The organism is Pandoraea sp. LA3 (assembly GCF_022696215.1).
GTDB lineage: Bacteria > Pseudomonadota > Gammaproteobacteria > Burkholderiales > Burkholderiaceae > Pandoraea > Pandoraea capi.
In genome coordinates this window covers 182,774-198,114 of record NZ_PTPY01000041.1, presented here as the reverse complement: position 1 = coordinate 198,114, position 15,341 = coordinate 182,774, and the positions used below count along the sequence as shown (strand labels likewise).

At 64.4% G+C, this 15,341-nt stretch carries 14 protein-coding genes; 2 read left to right on the top strand and 12 right to left on the bottom strand.

Features of this window, described 5'->3' with window-relative positions:
- Nucleotides 1–2 precede the first annotated feature (2 nt).
- Genes C5N93_RS27400 through C5N93_RS27390 form a run of 3 tightly spaced genes read right to left on the bottom strand, consistent with a single transcriptional unit; the run spans nucleotide 3 to nucleotide 2,269 of the window.
- Nucleotides 3–659: an amino acid ABC transporter permease gene (locus C5N93_RS27400; protein WP_242561750.1), complete on the bottom strand. Its 657-nt coding sequence runs from the start codon at nucleotides 657–659 to the stop codon at nucleotides 3–5.
- Nucleotides 660–676: 17 nt separating this feature from the next.
- Nucleotides 677–1,363: an amino acid ABC transporter permease gene (locus tag C5N93_RS27395; RefSeq protein ID WP_242561749.1), complete on the bottom strand. Its 687-nt coding sequence runs from the start codon at nucleotides 1,361–1,363 to the stop codon at nucleotides 677–679.
- 39 nt (nucleotides 1,364–1,402) lie between these two features.
- Nucleotides 1,403–2,269, bottom strand: coding sequence for a transporter substrate-binding domain-containing protein (locus C5N93_RS27390; protein ID WP_242561748.1), 867 nt, complete (start codon nucleotides 2,267–2,269; stop codon nucleotides 1,403–1,405).
- Between the two features lie 431 nt (nucleotides 2,270–2,700).
- Here C5N93_RS27390 and C5N93_RS27385 point away from each other — a divergent pair, with 431 nt between their 5' ends.
- The gene (locus C5N93_RS27385) at nucleotides 2,701–3,825 is read left to right on the top strand and encodes an alpha-hydroxy-acid oxidizing protein (protein ID WP_150722233.1); all 1,125 of its coding nucleotides are present in this window, start codon (nucleotides 2,701–2,703) and stop codon (nucleotides 3,823–3,825) included.
- Nucleotides 3,826–3,933: 108 nt separating this feature from the next.
- Here the strand turns inward: C5N93_RS27385 and C5N93_RS27380 are convergent, their stop codons facing one another.
- From C5N93_RS27380 to C5N93_RS27350, 7 genes are all read right to left on the bottom strand, one after another.
- A complete protein-coding gene (locus tag C5N93_RS27380) occupies nucleotides 3,934–5,490 on the bottom strand; it encodes an indolepyruvate oxidoreductase subunit beta family protein (RefSeq protein ID WP_242561747.1) in 1,557 nt (518 codons plus the stop codon).
- Nucleotides 5,481–7,628, bottom strand: a complete 2,148-nt coding sequence (locus C5N93_RS27375; protein ID WP_242561746.1) for an indolepyruvate ferredoxin oxidoreductase subunit alpha — start codon at nucleotides 7,626–7,628, stop codon at nucleotides 5,481–5,483. The genes C5N93_RS27380 and C5N93_RS27375 overlap by 10 nt, the downstream gene beginning before the upstream one ends.
- 71 nt (nucleotides 7,629–7,699) lie before the next feature.
- Entirely contained in the window at nucleotides 7,700–8,401 is a 702-nt protein-coding gene (locus C5N93_RS27370) for an ABC transporter ATP-binding protein (RefSeq protein ID WP_217432459.1), read from the bottom strand.
- 128 nt (nucleotides 8,402–8,529) lie between these two features.
- A complete protein-coding gene (locus tag C5N93_RS27365; protein ID WP_242561745.1) occupies nucleotides 8,530–9,285 on the bottom strand; it encodes an ABC transporter ATP-binding protein in 756 nt (251 codons plus the stop codon).
- Nucleotides 9,285–10,223 (bottom strand): branched-chain amino acid ABC transporter permease, encoded by a 939-nt coding sequence (locus C5N93_RS27360; protein ID WP_150722237.1) that lies wholly within the window; start codon nucleotides 10,221–10,223, stop codon nucleotides 9,285–9,287. Before C5N93_RS27360 ends, C5N93_RS27365 begins: the two co-directional genes overlap by 1 nt.
- On the bottom strand, nucleotides 10,220–11,092 hold the full coding sequence (locus tag C5N93_RS27355) for a branched-chain amino acid ABC transporter permease (RefSeq protein ID WP_150722238.1): 873 nt from the start codon (nucleotides 11,090–11,092) through the stop codon (nucleotides 10,220–10,222). The genes C5N93_RS27360 and C5N93_RS27355 overlap by 4 nt, the downstream gene beginning before the upstream one ends.
- Before the next feature lie 70 nt (nucleotides 11,093–11,162).
- Nucleotides 11,163–12,323: an ABC transporter substrate-binding protein gene (locus C5N93_RS27350; protein ID WP_242561744.1), complete on the bottom strand. Its 1,161-nt coding sequence runs from the start codon at nucleotides 12,321–12,323 to the stop codon at nucleotides 11,163–11,165.
- A gap of 71 nt (nucleotides 12,324–12,394) precedes the next feature.
- Here C5N93_RS27350 and C5N93_RS27345 point away from each other — a divergent pair, with 71 nt between their 5' ends.
- On the top strand, nucleotides 12,395–13,351 hold the full coding sequence (locus C5N93_RS27345) for a LysR family transcriptional regulator (protein WP_150722240.1): 957 nt from the start codon (nucleotides 12,395–12,397) through the stop codon (nucleotides 13,349–13,351).
- 104 nt (nucleotides 13,352–13,455) lie between these two features.
- On the opposite strand, the gene C5N93_RS27340 is transcribed toward C5N93_RS27345, so the two are convergent.
- The gene (locus tag C5N93_RS27340) at nucleotides 13,456–14,520 is read right to left on the bottom strand and encodes an enolase C-terminal domain-like protein (RefSeq protein WP_242561742.1); all 1,065 of its coding nucleotides are present in this window, start codon (nucleotides 14,518–14,520) and stop codon (nucleotides 13,456–13,458) included.
- A gap of 182 nt (nucleotides 14,521–14,702) precedes the next feature.
- Nucleotides 14,703–15,338 (bottom strand): flavin reductase family protein, encoded by a 636-nt coding sequence (locus C5N93_RS27335; protein ID WP_242561741.1) that lies wholly within the window; start codon nucleotides 15,336–15,338, stop codon nucleotides 14,703–14,705.
- Between the last annotated feature and the right edge of the window lie 3 nt (nucleotides 15,339–15,341).

Below are 15,341 nucleotides of genomic sequence, written 5' to 3'. Positions count from 1 at the left end.
GTCTACCGAAGAAAAGGGATGAAACGCAGGGCACGGCGCGCCATCATCGCGACCGACTGCGTGAGCAGCCAGTAACCGGCGATGAGCAGCGCATACGGCATCACATAGGTGTACGTGGAGGACACGATGTCACTGGCGGTCATGGTCAGCTCGGGCACCGTGATGATCGACGCGACCGCGCTTTCCTTGATGACGAGAATGACCTGATTGGCCAGCAACGGCAGCGCGAAGGCGAGCGCCTGCGGGCATTCGATCGCACGAAACACGGCCCAGCGGCCAATGCCGAAGGCTTGCGCCGCCTCCCGCTGTCCGCGCGCGACGCTGTTCCAGCCCGCGCGGAAGATCTCCGCGAAGTAAGCGGCGGCGTAGACGGCCAACGACACCACCGTGGCGTCGACGGCGTCGAGCGTGATGCCCAGCGCCGGCAGACCGAAGTACACGATCATCAGTTGTGAGAGATACGGCGTGCCGCGAATGAGCCACACGTACAGACGGTACGGCAGGCCCAGCGCACGCGGGAAGCGCAGACGTAACGCGTTCAGTACGAAGCCACCCGCCATGCCGAGCATTGCGGCAATCACGCTGACCTCCAGCGTGACGAGCATCGCCGCGAGATAGCGTGGAATGAGGGGCAGCATCGCCGAAATGAGATCGTTCACGAGTCGAGGCTCCAGGCTCAGGTACGGCGCGCCATGCGGCGTGCCCAGACGGCGCCGGCCACCGACACCAGCGACGTGATGACCAGATAGCCGAGTGCGGCCATGGAATACACCTCCAGGGGGCGATACGTCGCAGACGCCAGTTGCTGCCCCACGCGCGTGAGATCCGTCACCGTAATGACCGACACCACGGCCGATGCCTTCACGACGTCGATCACTTCGGACACGAGCGCGGGCGACGTCAGCGCCGCCACCTGCGGCACTTCGATGCGCCAGAGCGTCTGCGAGCGCGTCAGGTTGAAGGTGCGTGCCGCTTCGATCTGACCGGCAGGAATGGCGCGAAAGCCCGCGCCGAGAATCTGCGACTGATAGGCCGCCGTGTTCAACGCAAGGCCGATCACGGCGGCGATGCTGCCGGGCCAGGTCAGCCCCAGCGCCGACGGAATGAAGTAGCACACCAGCAACTGCGCGAGCACCGGGGTGCCGCGCACGATGCTGATGTAGATACGTGCGACCCGCGAGACGACACGGCCGCCGCTCGTCTCGACGAGATACAGAAACACCCCGCCGAAGAAACCGAACACCACGGCCACCGCCGAGATCCACAAGGTCGTGACCGCGCCGTCGAGCATCTGCGGCAAGTAGCCGAGACATCGGGCAAGGAGATCGGGAACGATCGTGGGAGCGAGAGCGGCAGCGTTCATGGTGTCGGGGCTGGCGAGGGGCGGACGTGTCTGCCTGCGTTACATCGTGGGTTCGGGAACGGCGTCGGCCGGCACGTCCATCGCCTGGCCGAACCACTTCTGCTGGAGTTGCTTCATGGTGCCGTCACGGTTGGCACGGGCGATGCCGTCGCTAAAGAGTTTGACGAGCGCGGCGCTGTCGGCGTCCTTGCGTCCGACCCACGCGAAGTAGGTCTTCGGGCCGATCGTCTGCGACAAGATCGTGAACACCCCGGGGCGCGCCTTCATCAGCGGTCCGAGATTGGCGACCGATTGCGCAACGGCATCGATGCGACCGACCGCGAGATCGGCGTAGGCTTCGTCGAACGCCACGTATTGCTTGATCTGCTTGATGCCTGCACCGCCATCTGCCTTGAGCTTCTTGTCCAGGGCGATGAGCGCCTGAAGTTGCGCCGAACCGGTTTGCGAGCCGACGGTCTTGCCGTTCAGATCGGTGGGCGTCGCAATGCCCTTGCCCCCCGCGCGCACGAGCACGCCGGTCGTGGCATCGGCGACCGGCACGGTGAACGCGAAGTGGCTCGCACGGTCTTTGTTGATCGTGACCGCCGTGACCACGATGTCGAAGCGCTTCGCATCAAGACCGGGCAGCAGCCCCTGGAACGGCAGGTCGAGTTGCTTGACCTTGACGTCGGGGAGCGCCTTGAGCACGTACTGCATGAGATCGGCGTCGTACCCGACGATCTTGCCGTTCTCCACCGACTCGAACGGCGCATAACGCGCCTCGGTAGCGATCGTGATTTCCTTGTTTGACTTGACCCGGGCGAGCAAGTCGGCGGTTTGCGCCCACCCCGACGTGGCCGTCAATAGCGCGACCGAGCCGGTCAGCGTGGCCACCAGAGTGCGAATGAGAGAGAACGACTTTTGCATGATGCTCCTTGTCAGGCCAGTACTGCCGAAGGTCGGCTTTAGGAAATAAACATGAAACCCATTCAAGTCACTTGAATAAAGATCTATGAGCATGAACCGTGCCAACGTGACGGATGACGCACCGAAAGCCCCGCCGGTATTGGCTGAGGCAGACAAAAGCGACGGGCATTGGGAGATGGGCCGGCACGCAGGCGCGTGTCGACCGGGTGCGGACATGCACCTCACGCGTGCACGACGCACCGAAAACGGCACGATGCGTCATATAGATGGCATCTATCCGGCGCAGAAAAACAGATGATTTGCCTTATCCGGACGCCGTCCTTAGCATGGGTCGCATCCGGGGCGCGACGACACGGCGAGGGGTGTTGCATCGCGCATTCGTGCCTTCGTGCATGCCGCAGCCCCGGCACTCATAAGAACAGGAGACAACGATGGCCAGTCCGGTCAACGTCGACGATTTTCGCGAACTGGCGAGACAGCGGCTTCCCCGCATGGTGTTCGATTACATGGAAGGCGGGGCGGAAAGCGAAAGCGGGCTGCGACACAATCGCGACGTCTTCGAAGGCGTTCGCTTTGCGCCCCGGCGTCTGGTGGACATCAGCCGCCGCGCGATCGACACCACGCTCTTCGGCAAGCCGCTGCGCGCCCCGCTGCTGATCGCGCCCACGGGTTTGAACGGCATCCTCTGGCCCCACGGCGACATCGTGCTCGCCAGGGCTGCCGAGCGATTCGGCATCCCCTTCATCCTGTCGACGGCGTCCAATGCGTCGATAGAAGATGTGGCGCGCGCCGCCGGTGGCGACCTCTGGTTCCAGCTCTACGTCGTGCATCGGCGATTGGCCGAGCGCATGGTCAAGCGTGCGCTGGATGCAGGCTACAGCACGCTGGTGCTCACGACCGACGTTGGCGTGAACGGCAAACGCGAGCGCGATCTTCGTAACGGCTTCGGCGTGCCGGTCCGTTACACACCGCGCACGCTGCTCGACGGGGTGCGACACCCGCGCTGGTCCGTCGATCTATTGCGACATGGTGTTCCGCAACTGGCGAACTTCGTGTCATCCGACGCGAACGATCCCGAATTGCAGGCCGCGCTCATGAGCCGGCAGATGGATGCCAGCTTCTCGTGGGACGATCTGGCAAGACTGCGCGATCTCTGGCCGCATCGATTGCTCGTCAAAGGGCTGAGTCGGGTAGATGATGCGCAGCGGTGTGAAGCGATGGGCATCGACGGCGTCATTCTGTCCAATCACGGCGGACGTCAACTGGACGGTGCCATCGCACCGTTCGAGGTGTTACCGTCAACGCGCCGGGCCGTGAAGATGCCCGTGCTCATCGACAGCGGTATCCGGCGCGGTGCGGACGTGGTCAAGGCGGTGGCGTCGGGCGCCTCGGCCGTGCTGATCGGACGGGCGACGCTGTACGGCCTCGCAGCGCTGGGCGGGCAAGGCGTGGATGCCGTGCTGGAACTCTTCCGGGACGAGATCGACCGCACGCTGGCGCAGATCGGCTGTGCCAGCGTGGCCGAGCTGGATGCGAGCTATCTGTGGGCGTCGTAACCCACGACGCCCCACAACTCCCCTTGATGGCGGCGTCGCTACCCGGCAGTACCTTCTGCCGGACGGCGACGCCGTAGCACCGGCCTCAGACTCCGTGGCGCAACAGCATCAGGCCCGCTTGGGATTGGGCGAGAAGCGAATCGGCCGGGCCTGAATCTCGGGCGCGGGAAGCCCAAGCGTCTTCGCCAGCGTACGGCTCTCGGGGTCGGCCAGCGCGGCACGCCGTGCGGCCTGCAGCCGCGTTACCTGCTCGGCATTCGTGCGTGTACCGGGCTTCGTCACATCATCGAGAATGCTGCGCAAGTTGGCTCGCCCGCGAAGATGCGTCTGCCCGTAGCCCTTGACGAGATTGCCGCACAGCGCCAGCTCGTACGCGAGCGCCGCCGAGCGCGGCAGTGCTGCGCGAATCGCCGCCAGCCATTCGCCGATCAGTGCCTGCTCTTCATGAAAACGTGCCGAATGCCGTCGCCAGCGTCGCAGGCTGCGCAACGCAACCAGCATCGCGAACCCCGAAATGCTCGTCGTCTTCACGTGAAGGCCCACGTGGACGTCTGCGCCCCGACGCTGTCCCCAGCGGCGCACGAGACTCGCCATGCCCTTCGGCAGGACCGAACACAGCTCCTCGATGCCGGGCTTGAGATACTCGACCAGCATCACCGGTTCGTCCGGCTTTGCACCGACCTCCGCCCGCACGCGCTGAAGGCGTTCGCGCCGCGTCTTCAGATCGGCCACCCGGATCACGTCTTCGTAGCTCATCCACAAGGCGAGATAGCGCGCCGCCTCCAGCGACACGGGATACCCCACCGCACCACCGCCAGCATCGCGCTCAAGGGCGACGATCTCGTCGACCCGGCCGAGATAGGTCTCGACGTAACGCGCGTCCTGATAGTCCCCGACCTGATCGATGCCCGCCGAGAGAATGGTGCGCAACGCCTGGGGATAGGCAGCCAACCGCGCGGACAGCTTGCCCTCGCGCGCCGGTGCGGCCCCCTGCTGCGCCGGCTTCGCGCTCAGCGTTGGTTGCCCGCCCGATACCGCGAGGGCGTAACCGGCGGCGAAGCCGGCCAGACTGGCCTGCACGGCCTTGCCGGTGCGACGAATGGCTTCCTCGCACGCGGCGCGCGACAGCGGCAGCGCACCCGCACCGACCAGCGCCCCGAACATCACCGTATTGATGACCGTACCGTTGGCGAGCGCGAGGGCGCGCAAGTCGCCGAACACCGCCGTACGCGCGAGTTGTGTGGCGGCATCGACGATCGGTTGCGTGTCGTAACGACCGTCGCCCATGGCGGTCTTTTCGACCACCGCATACTCGCGATGGGTCGACGCGACCAGCGTGGTGCGCCCCGGCGTGACCCAGCCGCGCTGGATCGCACGCCCGGCTTCGACGATCTCCGACGCCACCACGGCGTCCACACTGCCCGGGCTGGGCGTGAGCGACAGAATCGGTTCCTTGCCGCCGAGTTCGCTGCGAGGCTGCGGGAAAATTTCGACGTAGTAGGTCGTGGCCCCCGTGCGTTGCGCGACCCCGGGGATCGATGTGCTCTGCACCGGAAAGTCGTGCTGATTCGCCGCTTCGATCAGCCAGTCGGTCAACACGCCGCCGCCCTCACCGCCCAGTGCGGCGATCAGCACGGTGACGCTACGCGTTTTGCTCACTGCCATGCCTGCCTCCGGGCGCTGCCCGCCATGCGATCGATCACGAAATTACGGAAACCGGCCGAAATACGATCCCATCGCGTCGGGTTCTGAATCACTTCGGCCTTGTAGAAAGACGGGCAAAGAATCGCCGCGTGCGAGACTTCACCGCAAAGACCGCAGCCCACGCATCCCTGATTGACGGTCGCGACGGGATCGGTCCGCAAGGCGCTCGGGTTGTCCTTGATCGTCAGCGACGGGCAGCCGGACAACCGTATGCACGAGTGATCGCCCGTGCACACGTCGTCGTCGATGCCGAAGCGGGTGCGCACCACGCGCTTTCCGCCCTTGAGCCGCGCGGCCTGTTGCGGCTTGATGCGACGCTGACGCTCCAACTGGCATTCGCCATCCGCAATCACGACCTTCAAACCGGGGGCCTGCGTCGTCACCGCGTCCGTCAGCGTCTTCACCATGTCGCCGACCTGATAGCTCGGCACCGTACGGATCCAGTCCACGCCCACACCGCGCAGCGCCTTCTCGATGTCCAGCGACTTCGGAATTGCCTGGCTCGATACGGTGGACGGAATCTCCTGCGTACCTGTGGCCGACGTATAGCCGTTCTTCATGATGACGAGCACCGAATCCTGCTCGTTGTGGACCGCGTTGACGACACCCGAGGTGAACCCGTTGTGCCAGAAACCGCCGTCGCCCATGATGCTCACCACGCGGTTGCGCATGAGGGGCGCGACCCCGGACGAACTCGCCAGCCCAAGGCCATAGCCGAGCACCGTACTGCCGACGTTGAACGGCGGCAGCGTGCCAAACGTGTGACAGCCGATGTCCGCACTCACATGCACCGCGCCGACCTTCTCCTGCATCAGCTTCATCGCCGCGAATACCGGCCGCTCCGGACAACCGACGCAAAAGCCCGGCGGACGGCTCGGCACCGGCGCCGCGCCCAGCGCCTGCGCCCCTTGCGTGCGCTGCGCCACCAGCGCTGCGCCGAGGTCGCCAACGCCCGCGACATCGAGGCCGGCCGGACGCGTCGCGTCGATGAACCGGGCAACGCCATCGACCAGTACCTCGCCCGTGTATTCGCCATAGGCCGGCAGCATGTCCTTGCCGTGAACGGCAGTCATCGCGCCCGAGCGCCGCAGAATCGCCTGAATCGCGTCTTCGATGTAGGCCGGTTGCCCTTCCTCGACCAGCAGCACCGACTGTTTGCCTTCGCAGAATTGTTCGATTTCGTCGGCAACCAGCGGATACACCACGTTGAGCACGTGAATCGGAATGTGCGGCTCGCCGAAGGCATCTGCGAGTCCGAGCTGTTGCATCGCGCGGATCAGGCCGTTGTAAAGGCCGCCCTGCACGATGATGCCGACGTCCTGACACCGCGCACCGGCAAACGTCTCGTTGAGCTTTGCGCGACGAATGTAATCGACGGCTGCGGGCCAGCGGTCTTCGATCTTCTGCTTCTCGTGGACGTAGGTCGACGGCGGCAGACAGATCTTGTCGTAGCTGAACTGCGCATCGTCGATCAGATGATCGCGCGAGATCGCGGGTGCGCGGTTGTCCTTGCTCACGAACGCGCCATGCACATGGCAAGCGCGAATGCGCAGTTGCAGCATCACCGGCGTGCTGCTCGCCTCCGACAGCTCGAAGCCCTGCTCCACCATGTCGACGATGGACGTCAGGTTCGGTCTCGGATCGAGCAGCCACAATTGCGACTTCATCGCGAACGCATGCGTGCGTTCCTGAATGATGCTCGACCCTTCGCCGTAATCTTCGCCAAGGATGACGACCGCGCCGCCCTTGACACCGGCCGACGCCAGATTGGACAGCGCGTCGGACGCCACGTTGGTCCCGACCGTCGACTTCCACGTGACGGCGCCGCGCACGGGATAGTGGATCGAGGCGCCGAGCATCGCCGCCGCCCCCGCTTCGGACGCATTGTTCTCGAAATGAATGCCTAGCGAATCGAGCAGTTCACGCGCGTCGCCCAGCACATCGATCAGATGCGAGACGGGCGCGCCCTGATAGCCGCCGATATAGCTCACGCCCGATTGCAGCAGCGCCTTGGTGACGGCGAGGATGCCTTCGCCGTGAAAGACTTCTCCCGCCCCCATCGAGAGACTCTCCACCTCTCGCTTGAAAGACCGTTCCATACTCTCTCCCACGAACCTCTGAACCCGCCGCATCACTGCCCCATCGGGCGAGCGTGCGGCGGAACGTTTGTTTACATCCCCAGATAAGCCTGTTTGACGCGTTCGTCGCCCAGCAACTCGCTACCGGTGCCCGACACCACGATCCGGCCCAGTTCCATCACGTATCCGTAGTCGGCAATGGAGAGCGCCGCGTGGGCGTTCTGCTCGACAAGGAGGATCGGGATGCCGGACGCGCGCAACCGTTTGATGACGTCGAACACTTCCTGCACGAGCTTGGGTGAAAGCCCCATCGACGGCTCGTCGAGCAACATCAGCCGGGGACGGCACATCAGCCCCCGCCCGATCGCCAGCATCTGCTGCTGCCCGCCGGACAACGTGCCGGCCAGTGCCTGACGCTTTTCGACCAGCGCCGGAAAGATGTCGTACACGCGCGCCATTTCCACGTCCCGGTCGGCGCTACCCAGGGTGTAGCCGCCCAGAATCAGGTTCTCCTCGACGGTGAGACCGGCGAAGACCTGTCGTCCCTCCGGCACGTGCGCCATGCCCCGGGCGACGCGTTTGTCGGCACGCAGACGCGAGATGTCTTCGCCGTACAGACGCACGCCTCCCCCGGACGCCGACACCACGCCGGACAACGTGCGAAGCAGCGTCGTCTTGCCCGCGCCGTTGGCACCGACCAGCGTGACCAGTTGTCCCGACGTCACGGAAAAGTCCACGCCGAAGAGCGCCTGAATGCGTCCGTATCCTGCCGTCAGACCGCTCACCTCCAGCACCGGACGAGGCTGACTGCCCGCTGCGCCGTCGGGCGAGCCTGGCTTCGTCGGGCGCGTGTGCAGCGCGACGTGCATCGGCTCGGCCGTGCGCGCCACGCCTTGCATTGGGGTATCCACTCTCGATACGTTCATGCCATGGCTCCCAGATACGCCGCGACGACCGCCGGATTGCTGCGGATCTCCTGTGCATTGCCTTGCGCGAGCACCTTGCCGAAATCGAGCACGAGAATCCGGTCGGCAATCGCCATGACCATGTTCATGTCGTGCTCCACGAGCATGACCGTCACCCCTTCGTCGGCAACGCGCCGGATCAGCTCGCTGATCTGTGCGGTGTCGGTATGGTTCAGCCCGGCAGCCGGCTCGTCGAGCAGCAACAGGCGCGGGCGGGCCGCGAGCGCCCGGGCGATTTCAAGACGCTTGAGCGCACCGAACGGCAAGCCCTGTGCGGGCGAATCGGCGTACTGGCTCACTCCGGCGAACTTCAGGCATTCGCGCGCATGATCGCGGGCTTCGGCTTCAGCACGCGCGAGCTTCCGTCCGTAGAACATGCCGGCCAGCACGCCGTGGTTCAGGCGCAGATGCGCGCCCAGCATCACGTTCTCCAGCACGCTCAGATTCATTGCGACCTGAAGGTTCTGGAACGTGCGGCTCATGCCGAGCCTGGCCAGTTGTTCGGGTGCCTTGCCGCCGATCTCACCGCCGTCCATGCGCACATGGCCGCTCGACGGGGTGTAGACACCGGTAATGACGTTGAACAGTGTGGTCTTGCCGGCGCCGTTCGGCCCGATGACGGCATGAATGTCTCCGGCCTGCACCGAGAAGCTCAGATCGTCGATGGCAGTCACGCCGCCGAAACGCATGCTCAGATGGTCGACCTGTAGCATCACGACCTCCCGCGCATGAAGCGATTGGCCAGCGTCGGGACGATGCCGCGCGGCAGGAAGATCATCGTGACCATCAGCACCAGACCGAAGAGGATCAGCTCATACTCCTGAAGCCCGCCGAAGAGTTGAGGCAGCAACACGATGAGTGCTGCGCCGAGCACGACACCGAACGTCGACGCCATACCGCCCACCACCACGATCGTGGCCAGTTGCACGGACGACATGAAGCTCGCGAGTTGCGGCGTAATGAAGCCGGTGTAATGCGCGAGCAATCCCCCTGCGAGACTGGCGATCACCGCCGAGAGGACGAATACCCGCGCCTTGAATGCCGTGGCGTCGACGCCCATCACCCGAGCCGCCACCTCCGTGCCGTGCAGCGCCCGCAAGGCCCTGCCCGCCGGGGAGATGTACAGATTGAGCGACAGCACCACGACGATCACGAGCAGCACGGCCGCCGCGACATACCACGCCATCGGCGTTTCCAGCGTCAGCGAACCGATGCCGAACGGCCCGACCGCCATGCCGTCCGGGCCGCCCGTCAGCGCCCCCTCGTTGATGAGCACCAGATTGACGATGATGCCCAGACCGAGCGTGGCCATGGTGAGCGAATGGCCGCGCAGTCGCAGCATCGGGCGCGCAATGATCCACGCGACGATGCCGGTCCCCACCGCACCGCACACCAGCGCGGCTGACGGCGGCAGGTTGTAGGTGGTGGTGAGAATGCCGCTCGCGTAGCCGCCCATCGCCACAAACGCTGCGTGGCCGATGCTGATCTGACCGGCGAAGCCCATGAGCAGATTCAGTCCCACGGCGATCATGCCCGCGAACAGAATGCGAATCGCCACGTCCAGCATGAACGCGTTCGGCAACAGCCACGGCAATACGGCGAGTACGACGATGCCCAACCAGACGGAGCGGGCAAACAGATGGTTTTTCATACGCGCTCCGTCAGTCGGCCGCCGAAGATGCCGCGCGGCATCAGCAGCAGGACACCGATGATCATGATGAAAGGCACGGCATCCTTGTAGGCAGACGACACATAGCCCGCGATCAGCGCTTCGAGCAGCCCCACCAGCAGGCCGCCGACGACAGCGCCCGCGCCGCTGCCCAGTCCGCCGAGCGATGCCGCAACGAACCCCTTCATCCCGAGCATCAGGCCGAGGTCGTACACGGTCGTCGTGATCGGTGCGGCGGTGATGCCGGCGATCGCGCCGAGCAGTCCCGCCAGCCCGAACGACAGCAGCGTCACCACATGCGCCGGAATGCCCACGAGTTGCGCGGCAGAGCGGTTCATCGCCACGGCCCGGATCGCACGACCGATCAGCGTCTTTTTGAAGAACAGCGCGACGAGCACCATCAGCACGGCCGCGACACCGATGATCCACAGGCTCTGCGGCAGCAGTCTCGCCCCGGCGAACTCCAGCGGCGTGTCGCCGGAGAACGACGGCAACGTGTGCTGGTTCTTGCCGAGCAACAGTTGCGTGCCGCCTTGAATGAAGAGCGACGCCCCGATGGTGATGATGATCAGCGTGAGCGGATCGGCGCGGCCCGCCGGCGCAATGCCGAAACGTTCGAGCGCACCGGCGACACAGGTCGTGGCGACGATGGCAATGCCCGCAGCGAGCAGCGGATGTACCTGAAGCTGGATCAACGCCACCGTCACCATGCCGCCGAGCATGACGAAATCGCCCTGTGCGAAGTTGATGACGCCACTGGCGTTGTAGACGATCGTGAAGCCGAGGGCCACGAGCGCATAGATCGCGCCCACGGTCACACCGGCCATCACGAATTGCAGAAAGTCGTGCATGACGCATTCCTCACGACGAACGCGAAGCGCAGCGCCACCGGGCAGCGCCTCGCGCGAGATTGGAGACGGCTTACCTGGCCGCGACGAAGCGGCCGCCGCGAATCTCGACCATCCGGAACGCGCTGCTGTTCAGGCCCATATGGTCCGTCGGCGACATGGTGTACACGCCGCTCACGCCGACGAAGTTTTTCGTCTGCTCAAGGGCGTCGCGTACCTTCGCCTTGTCGGTCGAGCCGGCACGCTTGATCGCATCGGCCGCCATCATCAATCCGTCATAGGCGTAGCCGCCGAACGTGGAGACGTCCTGCTTGTACTTCGTCTCGTAGGCGAGCTTGTATTCGAGGCTGACCTGCCGTTGCGGATCGTTCGTCGAGAGTTGCTCGGCGATCAGCAGTGCGGGCGACGGCATGCGCACCCCTTCGGCGGCTGCGCCGGCAATACGGATGAACTCCGCCGATGCCTGCCCGTGCGACATGTAAAGCGGCACGCTCAGACCGAGCTGATGGAAGTTCTTGGCAATGATCGCCGGAGCCTGACCGGTCCCGAAGACAAACACCGCTTGCGGATTGGCGGCGCGCGCCTTGGTGAGTTGCGGCGTCATGTCCGCATCGCGCTCCCCGTAGCTCTGGTCTTCGACGATGGTCAGTCCGAGCCGCTTGGCCGCCTTGATGGTTTCGTTGCGACCCGACTTCCCGAAGCCGCCCGTGTCGGAGAGCAGTGCGACGCGCGTGATGCCGTGCTGCTTCATGTCTTCGAGCACTTTCTCTGCCGCCATCGTGTCCGAGTGCGGGACTTTGAAGACGTAAGGCTTGACCGGATCGACGATGACCGTCGCGGCCGCCAGCGAGACCGTCGGCACCTTGTTGGCGCTCGAAAGCGGCGCCATCGCCATCGTCGAGCCCGTGGTGGACGCACCGAGAATCAGATCGACCTTGTCCTGCAGGATCAGTCGCTTCGCCATGGCATTCGCCGTGTTGGCGTCGCTGCCATCGTCATAAACCGTTAGGACAACTTGACGACCGAGAATGCCACCCGCGGCATTGATCTTCTCCACGTACTGATTCAGCGTCTTCTGCTCGGGATCGCCGAGAAACGACGCGGCGCCGGTTGCCGAGACCACAGCACCGATGCGAATCGGATCGGCAGCGTGGCTGGGGGGTGCCAGGGAAAAGGCGAGAAAGGGAACCACGGTCGCAGCAACGCGCGACGTGAAAGTCGTCAAGCGGGGCATGTTGTCTCCAGGTTGTTCTGTTTTGTGAGGCGAGTATAGAAATCGCTCGACGCACAAATCAAATCGATAATATGATTTGCAAAAATCGATGCCATCTATACGACCAAATGACGCGCGCTTCGACAGGAACGACCCGGCTGGATCTGAATTTGATTAGGGTTTTCGTTAGTATTTACGAGACGGGAAGCGTGACGGCAGCCGCCTCCCGAATGTTCGTGACGCAGCCGACGGTCAGTTACGGACTGGCGAAGTTACGCGAAGCCCTGCACGATCCGCTGTTCATTCGTACGGCCGACAAGATGGTGCCCACAGCGGTCGGCGAAGCCACGTATCGAAAATTCTCGAGTGCGCTGGTCACCATCGCCAGTGCGATCGAAGCACCGCAACAGTTCGACGCGCAGACCTCCACCCGACGCTTTCGGCTGGCGATGAGCGACATCGGCGAATTGATTTTTCTGCCGCCGATTTATGCGCGCGTCGCGTCGGCAGCGCCGCAGGTTGAAATCGAGATCGTGCAGGCGACGATCGACGAGGCGGCCAAATGGCTCGCGGCCGGCAAGGTGGATCTGGTGATCGGCAACATGCAGCTCGCCGGCGAGGGCATCCGGCGCAAGGGGCTGTTTCGCGAGCATTACGAATGCCTGCTGCGCAAGGGACATCCGGCGGCGCGGCCGAAGCTCAGTCTCACGCGCTTCGTCGAAGCGCGCCACGTCATGGTGACCTCACCGTTCTCGGGGCATTCGCTGGTCGAGCATGCGCTTCGCCAGCACAGCGTGAGCCGCCGTATCGTCATGCAGATCCTGCATTTCACGATCCTGCCGCAGTTGCTCGCGTCGAGCGATCTGATGGCGACGGTGCCGTCGCGCGTGGGACAGTATTTCGAACAGCTCGCACCGCTGCGCTCCGTGCCGCTACCCATCGAGATCGAACCGTTCGAAGTCGGCATGTACTGGCACGAATTTCAGGATGACAACCCGGCGCATGCCTGGATGCGCGATCTCGTCGACGACGCCCTCTCGCGCATCTGACCTCGACGGCCTTCGCGGGATGGTCGCAACATCCAGTCATGACGCCCCGTCACGACGGCCGTCCGCGACGGTCGGCGGCCCCGCTGAGGCCCATCACCTGAGCGTCAGACGCTGTACCTCTCGACCGCGTCTTCCTTCCAGACGAAGCCCGCGCCGGGCCTGTCGCCGATGTGAGCATGACCGTCGCGGAACGTCAGCGACGAGTCCACGACCGGCCCCGCCAGATCCATGCGTTCGAGCCAGTGACACGTTGGCGTAACCGCCAGCAGATGCGCGCTGAACTCCTGGAAGATATGGCTCGACATCGGCAGACCGTGACACTCGGCCAGCGTGCGTGCACGCAGCCAGCCGCTTACCCCGCCGATCTTCATTAAATCCGGCATGCACAGATCGCACGCCTGCGCCTTGAGTGCGAGCGACATCTCCTCGACACCGAACCAGTTCTCGCCCATCTGCACCGGCGTGGCAATCGCTTCGCGAATCTTGCGATGACCGTCGTAGTCGTGCTGTAGCGTCGGCTCCTCGATCCAGCCGAGCCCTTCGAACGCGAGCGCCCGGGAACGCTGTATCGCTTCGGGCACGCTCAGTCCCTGGTTGTAGTCGACCAGAATCTCCACGTGGTCGCCGACCGCGTGACGAATGGCGCGGATGACGTCCAGATCCTGCGCCAGACTGGCGTATCCGATTTTGGTCTTGATCGCGCGATAGCCGGCGTCGCTCGCGTCGTGCGCGCGACGCACCGCGAGGTCCACGCCGTCCATGCTGTGACTGTCGTACGCCGGAATCGGGCGCGCGCGGCCGCCGAGCACTTCGACCAGCGGGGCGTTCAGTGTCTTTGCGTAGGCGTCCCAGATCGCCATGTCGAGTCCCGCGCTGGCCATCCGGATCAGGCCCGTGTTGCCGACCAGCCGGAAACGCGCTTGCAGCAGTTGTTCGATGGTGTGGGGCGACAGCGGCTGCCCGGCCACGAGCGGAGCCAGCGCATCGATCATGGCCTGCGTCGCCTTGAGCGCCAACGGCGTGTAGGTGAACACATAGGCGTGACCGACGACACCGCTGTCCGTCTCCAGATCGATCAGCACCAATGGCGCCGTCGCCACCACACCGACCGCCGTAATCACCGGGTATTGCAGGGGTACATTGACCGCGCGCGTCCGAAGACCGGTCATCCGGATATCCGATTCCATCGATGTCGTCCCGACTGTGAAAGTGGGCTTCATCCTATGAGCCTGCGCGGCGAGAGGCAAATCGACAGATTCGCGATGGCCGGATAGATGGCGTCTATATGACGAGGGCGCCGGTCTTCGTGAGATCTCCGCGCCCCCTACCGCGTGATTACCATTGGGGGCACTTACATCTCATCGACCGCCGTCGTGGCCGTGGGCTGACCGTCTTGCTGTTCCAGCGAGAAGCGATTGCGGGTATCGACGTAGAAGCTCGCGCCAAAGCGGCCCACGGGGAAATAGTTCTGCAAACGCACTCGCCAGGTCTGCGTGTCGATCAGCTCTTCGCGTGCGTGCATACGCTCGACGCGTCCAATGAAGATATGGCGGCTCGGTGTCTCCAGCGTCTCCCACAACGTGCATTCGAACGCCACCGGCGCCTCGGCGATGCGGGGCGGCGCGACGAGACTGCTCGGTACAGGCGTGAGCCCCGCGTGCGCCAGTTCACTCTCGCTCGGCGGCAGACGCTCCCCGCACGCGTGCATGCGGGCGGTCATCGCCTCGTCCGTCAGGTGCACGACATACTCCCGGTCGCGCAGGATGTTTGTCGCCGTGTCCTTGAGCGTGTCGTCGTCGAGCCGGTTGATCGAGAGCATCACGATCGGTGGTTCTTCGCCGAGCATGTTGAACATCGAAAACGGCGCGGCGTTGACGGTGCCTCCGTCGTTGATCGTGGTGACGAGGGCGATCGGGCGCGGCACGATCAGGCTCGCCATCAGCTTGTAACGCTGATACGCCGTGATTTCACGAAAGTCGACTTCCATGCG

Coding starts and splice junctions, on each gene's coding strand:
- C5N93_RS27395 (WP_242561749.1), bottom strand. CDS start 1,363: ATGAACGCTGCCGCTCTCGCTCCCACGATCGTTCCCGATCTCCTTGCC.
- C5N93_RS27390 (WP_242561748.1), bottom strand. CDS start 2,269: ATGCAAAAGTCGTTCTCTCTCATTCGCACTCTGGTGGCCACGCTGACC.
- C5N93_RS27385 (WP_150722233.1), top strand. CDS start 2,701: ATGGCCAGTCCGGTCAACGTCGACGATTTTCGCGAACTGGCGAGACAG.
- C5N93_RS27380 (WP_242561747.1), bottom strand. CDS start 5,490: ATGGCAGTGAGCAAAACGCGTAGCGTCACCGTGCTGATCGCCGCACTG.
- C5N93_RS27375 (WP_242561746.1), bottom strand. CDS start 7,628: ATGGAACGGTCTTTCAAGCGAGAGGTGGAGAGTCTCTCGATGGGGGCG.
- C5N93_RS27365 (WP_242561745.1), bottom strand. CDS start 9,285: ATGCTACAGGTCGACCATCTGAGCATGCGTTTCGGCGGCGTGACTGCC.
- C5N93_RS27360 (WP_150722237.1), bottom strand. CDS start 10,223: ATGAAAAACCATCTGTTTGCCCGCTCCGTCTGGTTGGGCATCGTCGTA.
- C5N93_RS27355 (WP_150722238.1), bottom strand. CDS start 11,092: ATGCACGACTTTCTGCAATTCGTGATGGCCGGTGTGACCGTGGGCGCG.
- C5N93_RS27350 (WP_242561744.1), bottom strand. CDS start 12,323: ATGCCCCGCTTGACGACTTTCACGTCGCGCGTTGCTGCGACCGTGGTT.
- C5N93_RS27345 (WP_150722240.1), top strand. CDS start 12,395: ATGATTTGCAAAAATCGATGCCATCTATACGACCAAATGACGCGCGCT.
- C5N93_RS27340 (WP_242561742.1), bottom strand. CDS start 14,520: ATGACCGGTCTTCGGACGCGCGCGGTCAATGTACCCCTGCAATACCCG.
- C5N93_RS27335 (WP_242561741.1), bottom strand. CDS start 15,338: ATGGAAGTCGACTTTCGTGAAATCACGGCGTATCAGCGTTACAAGCTG.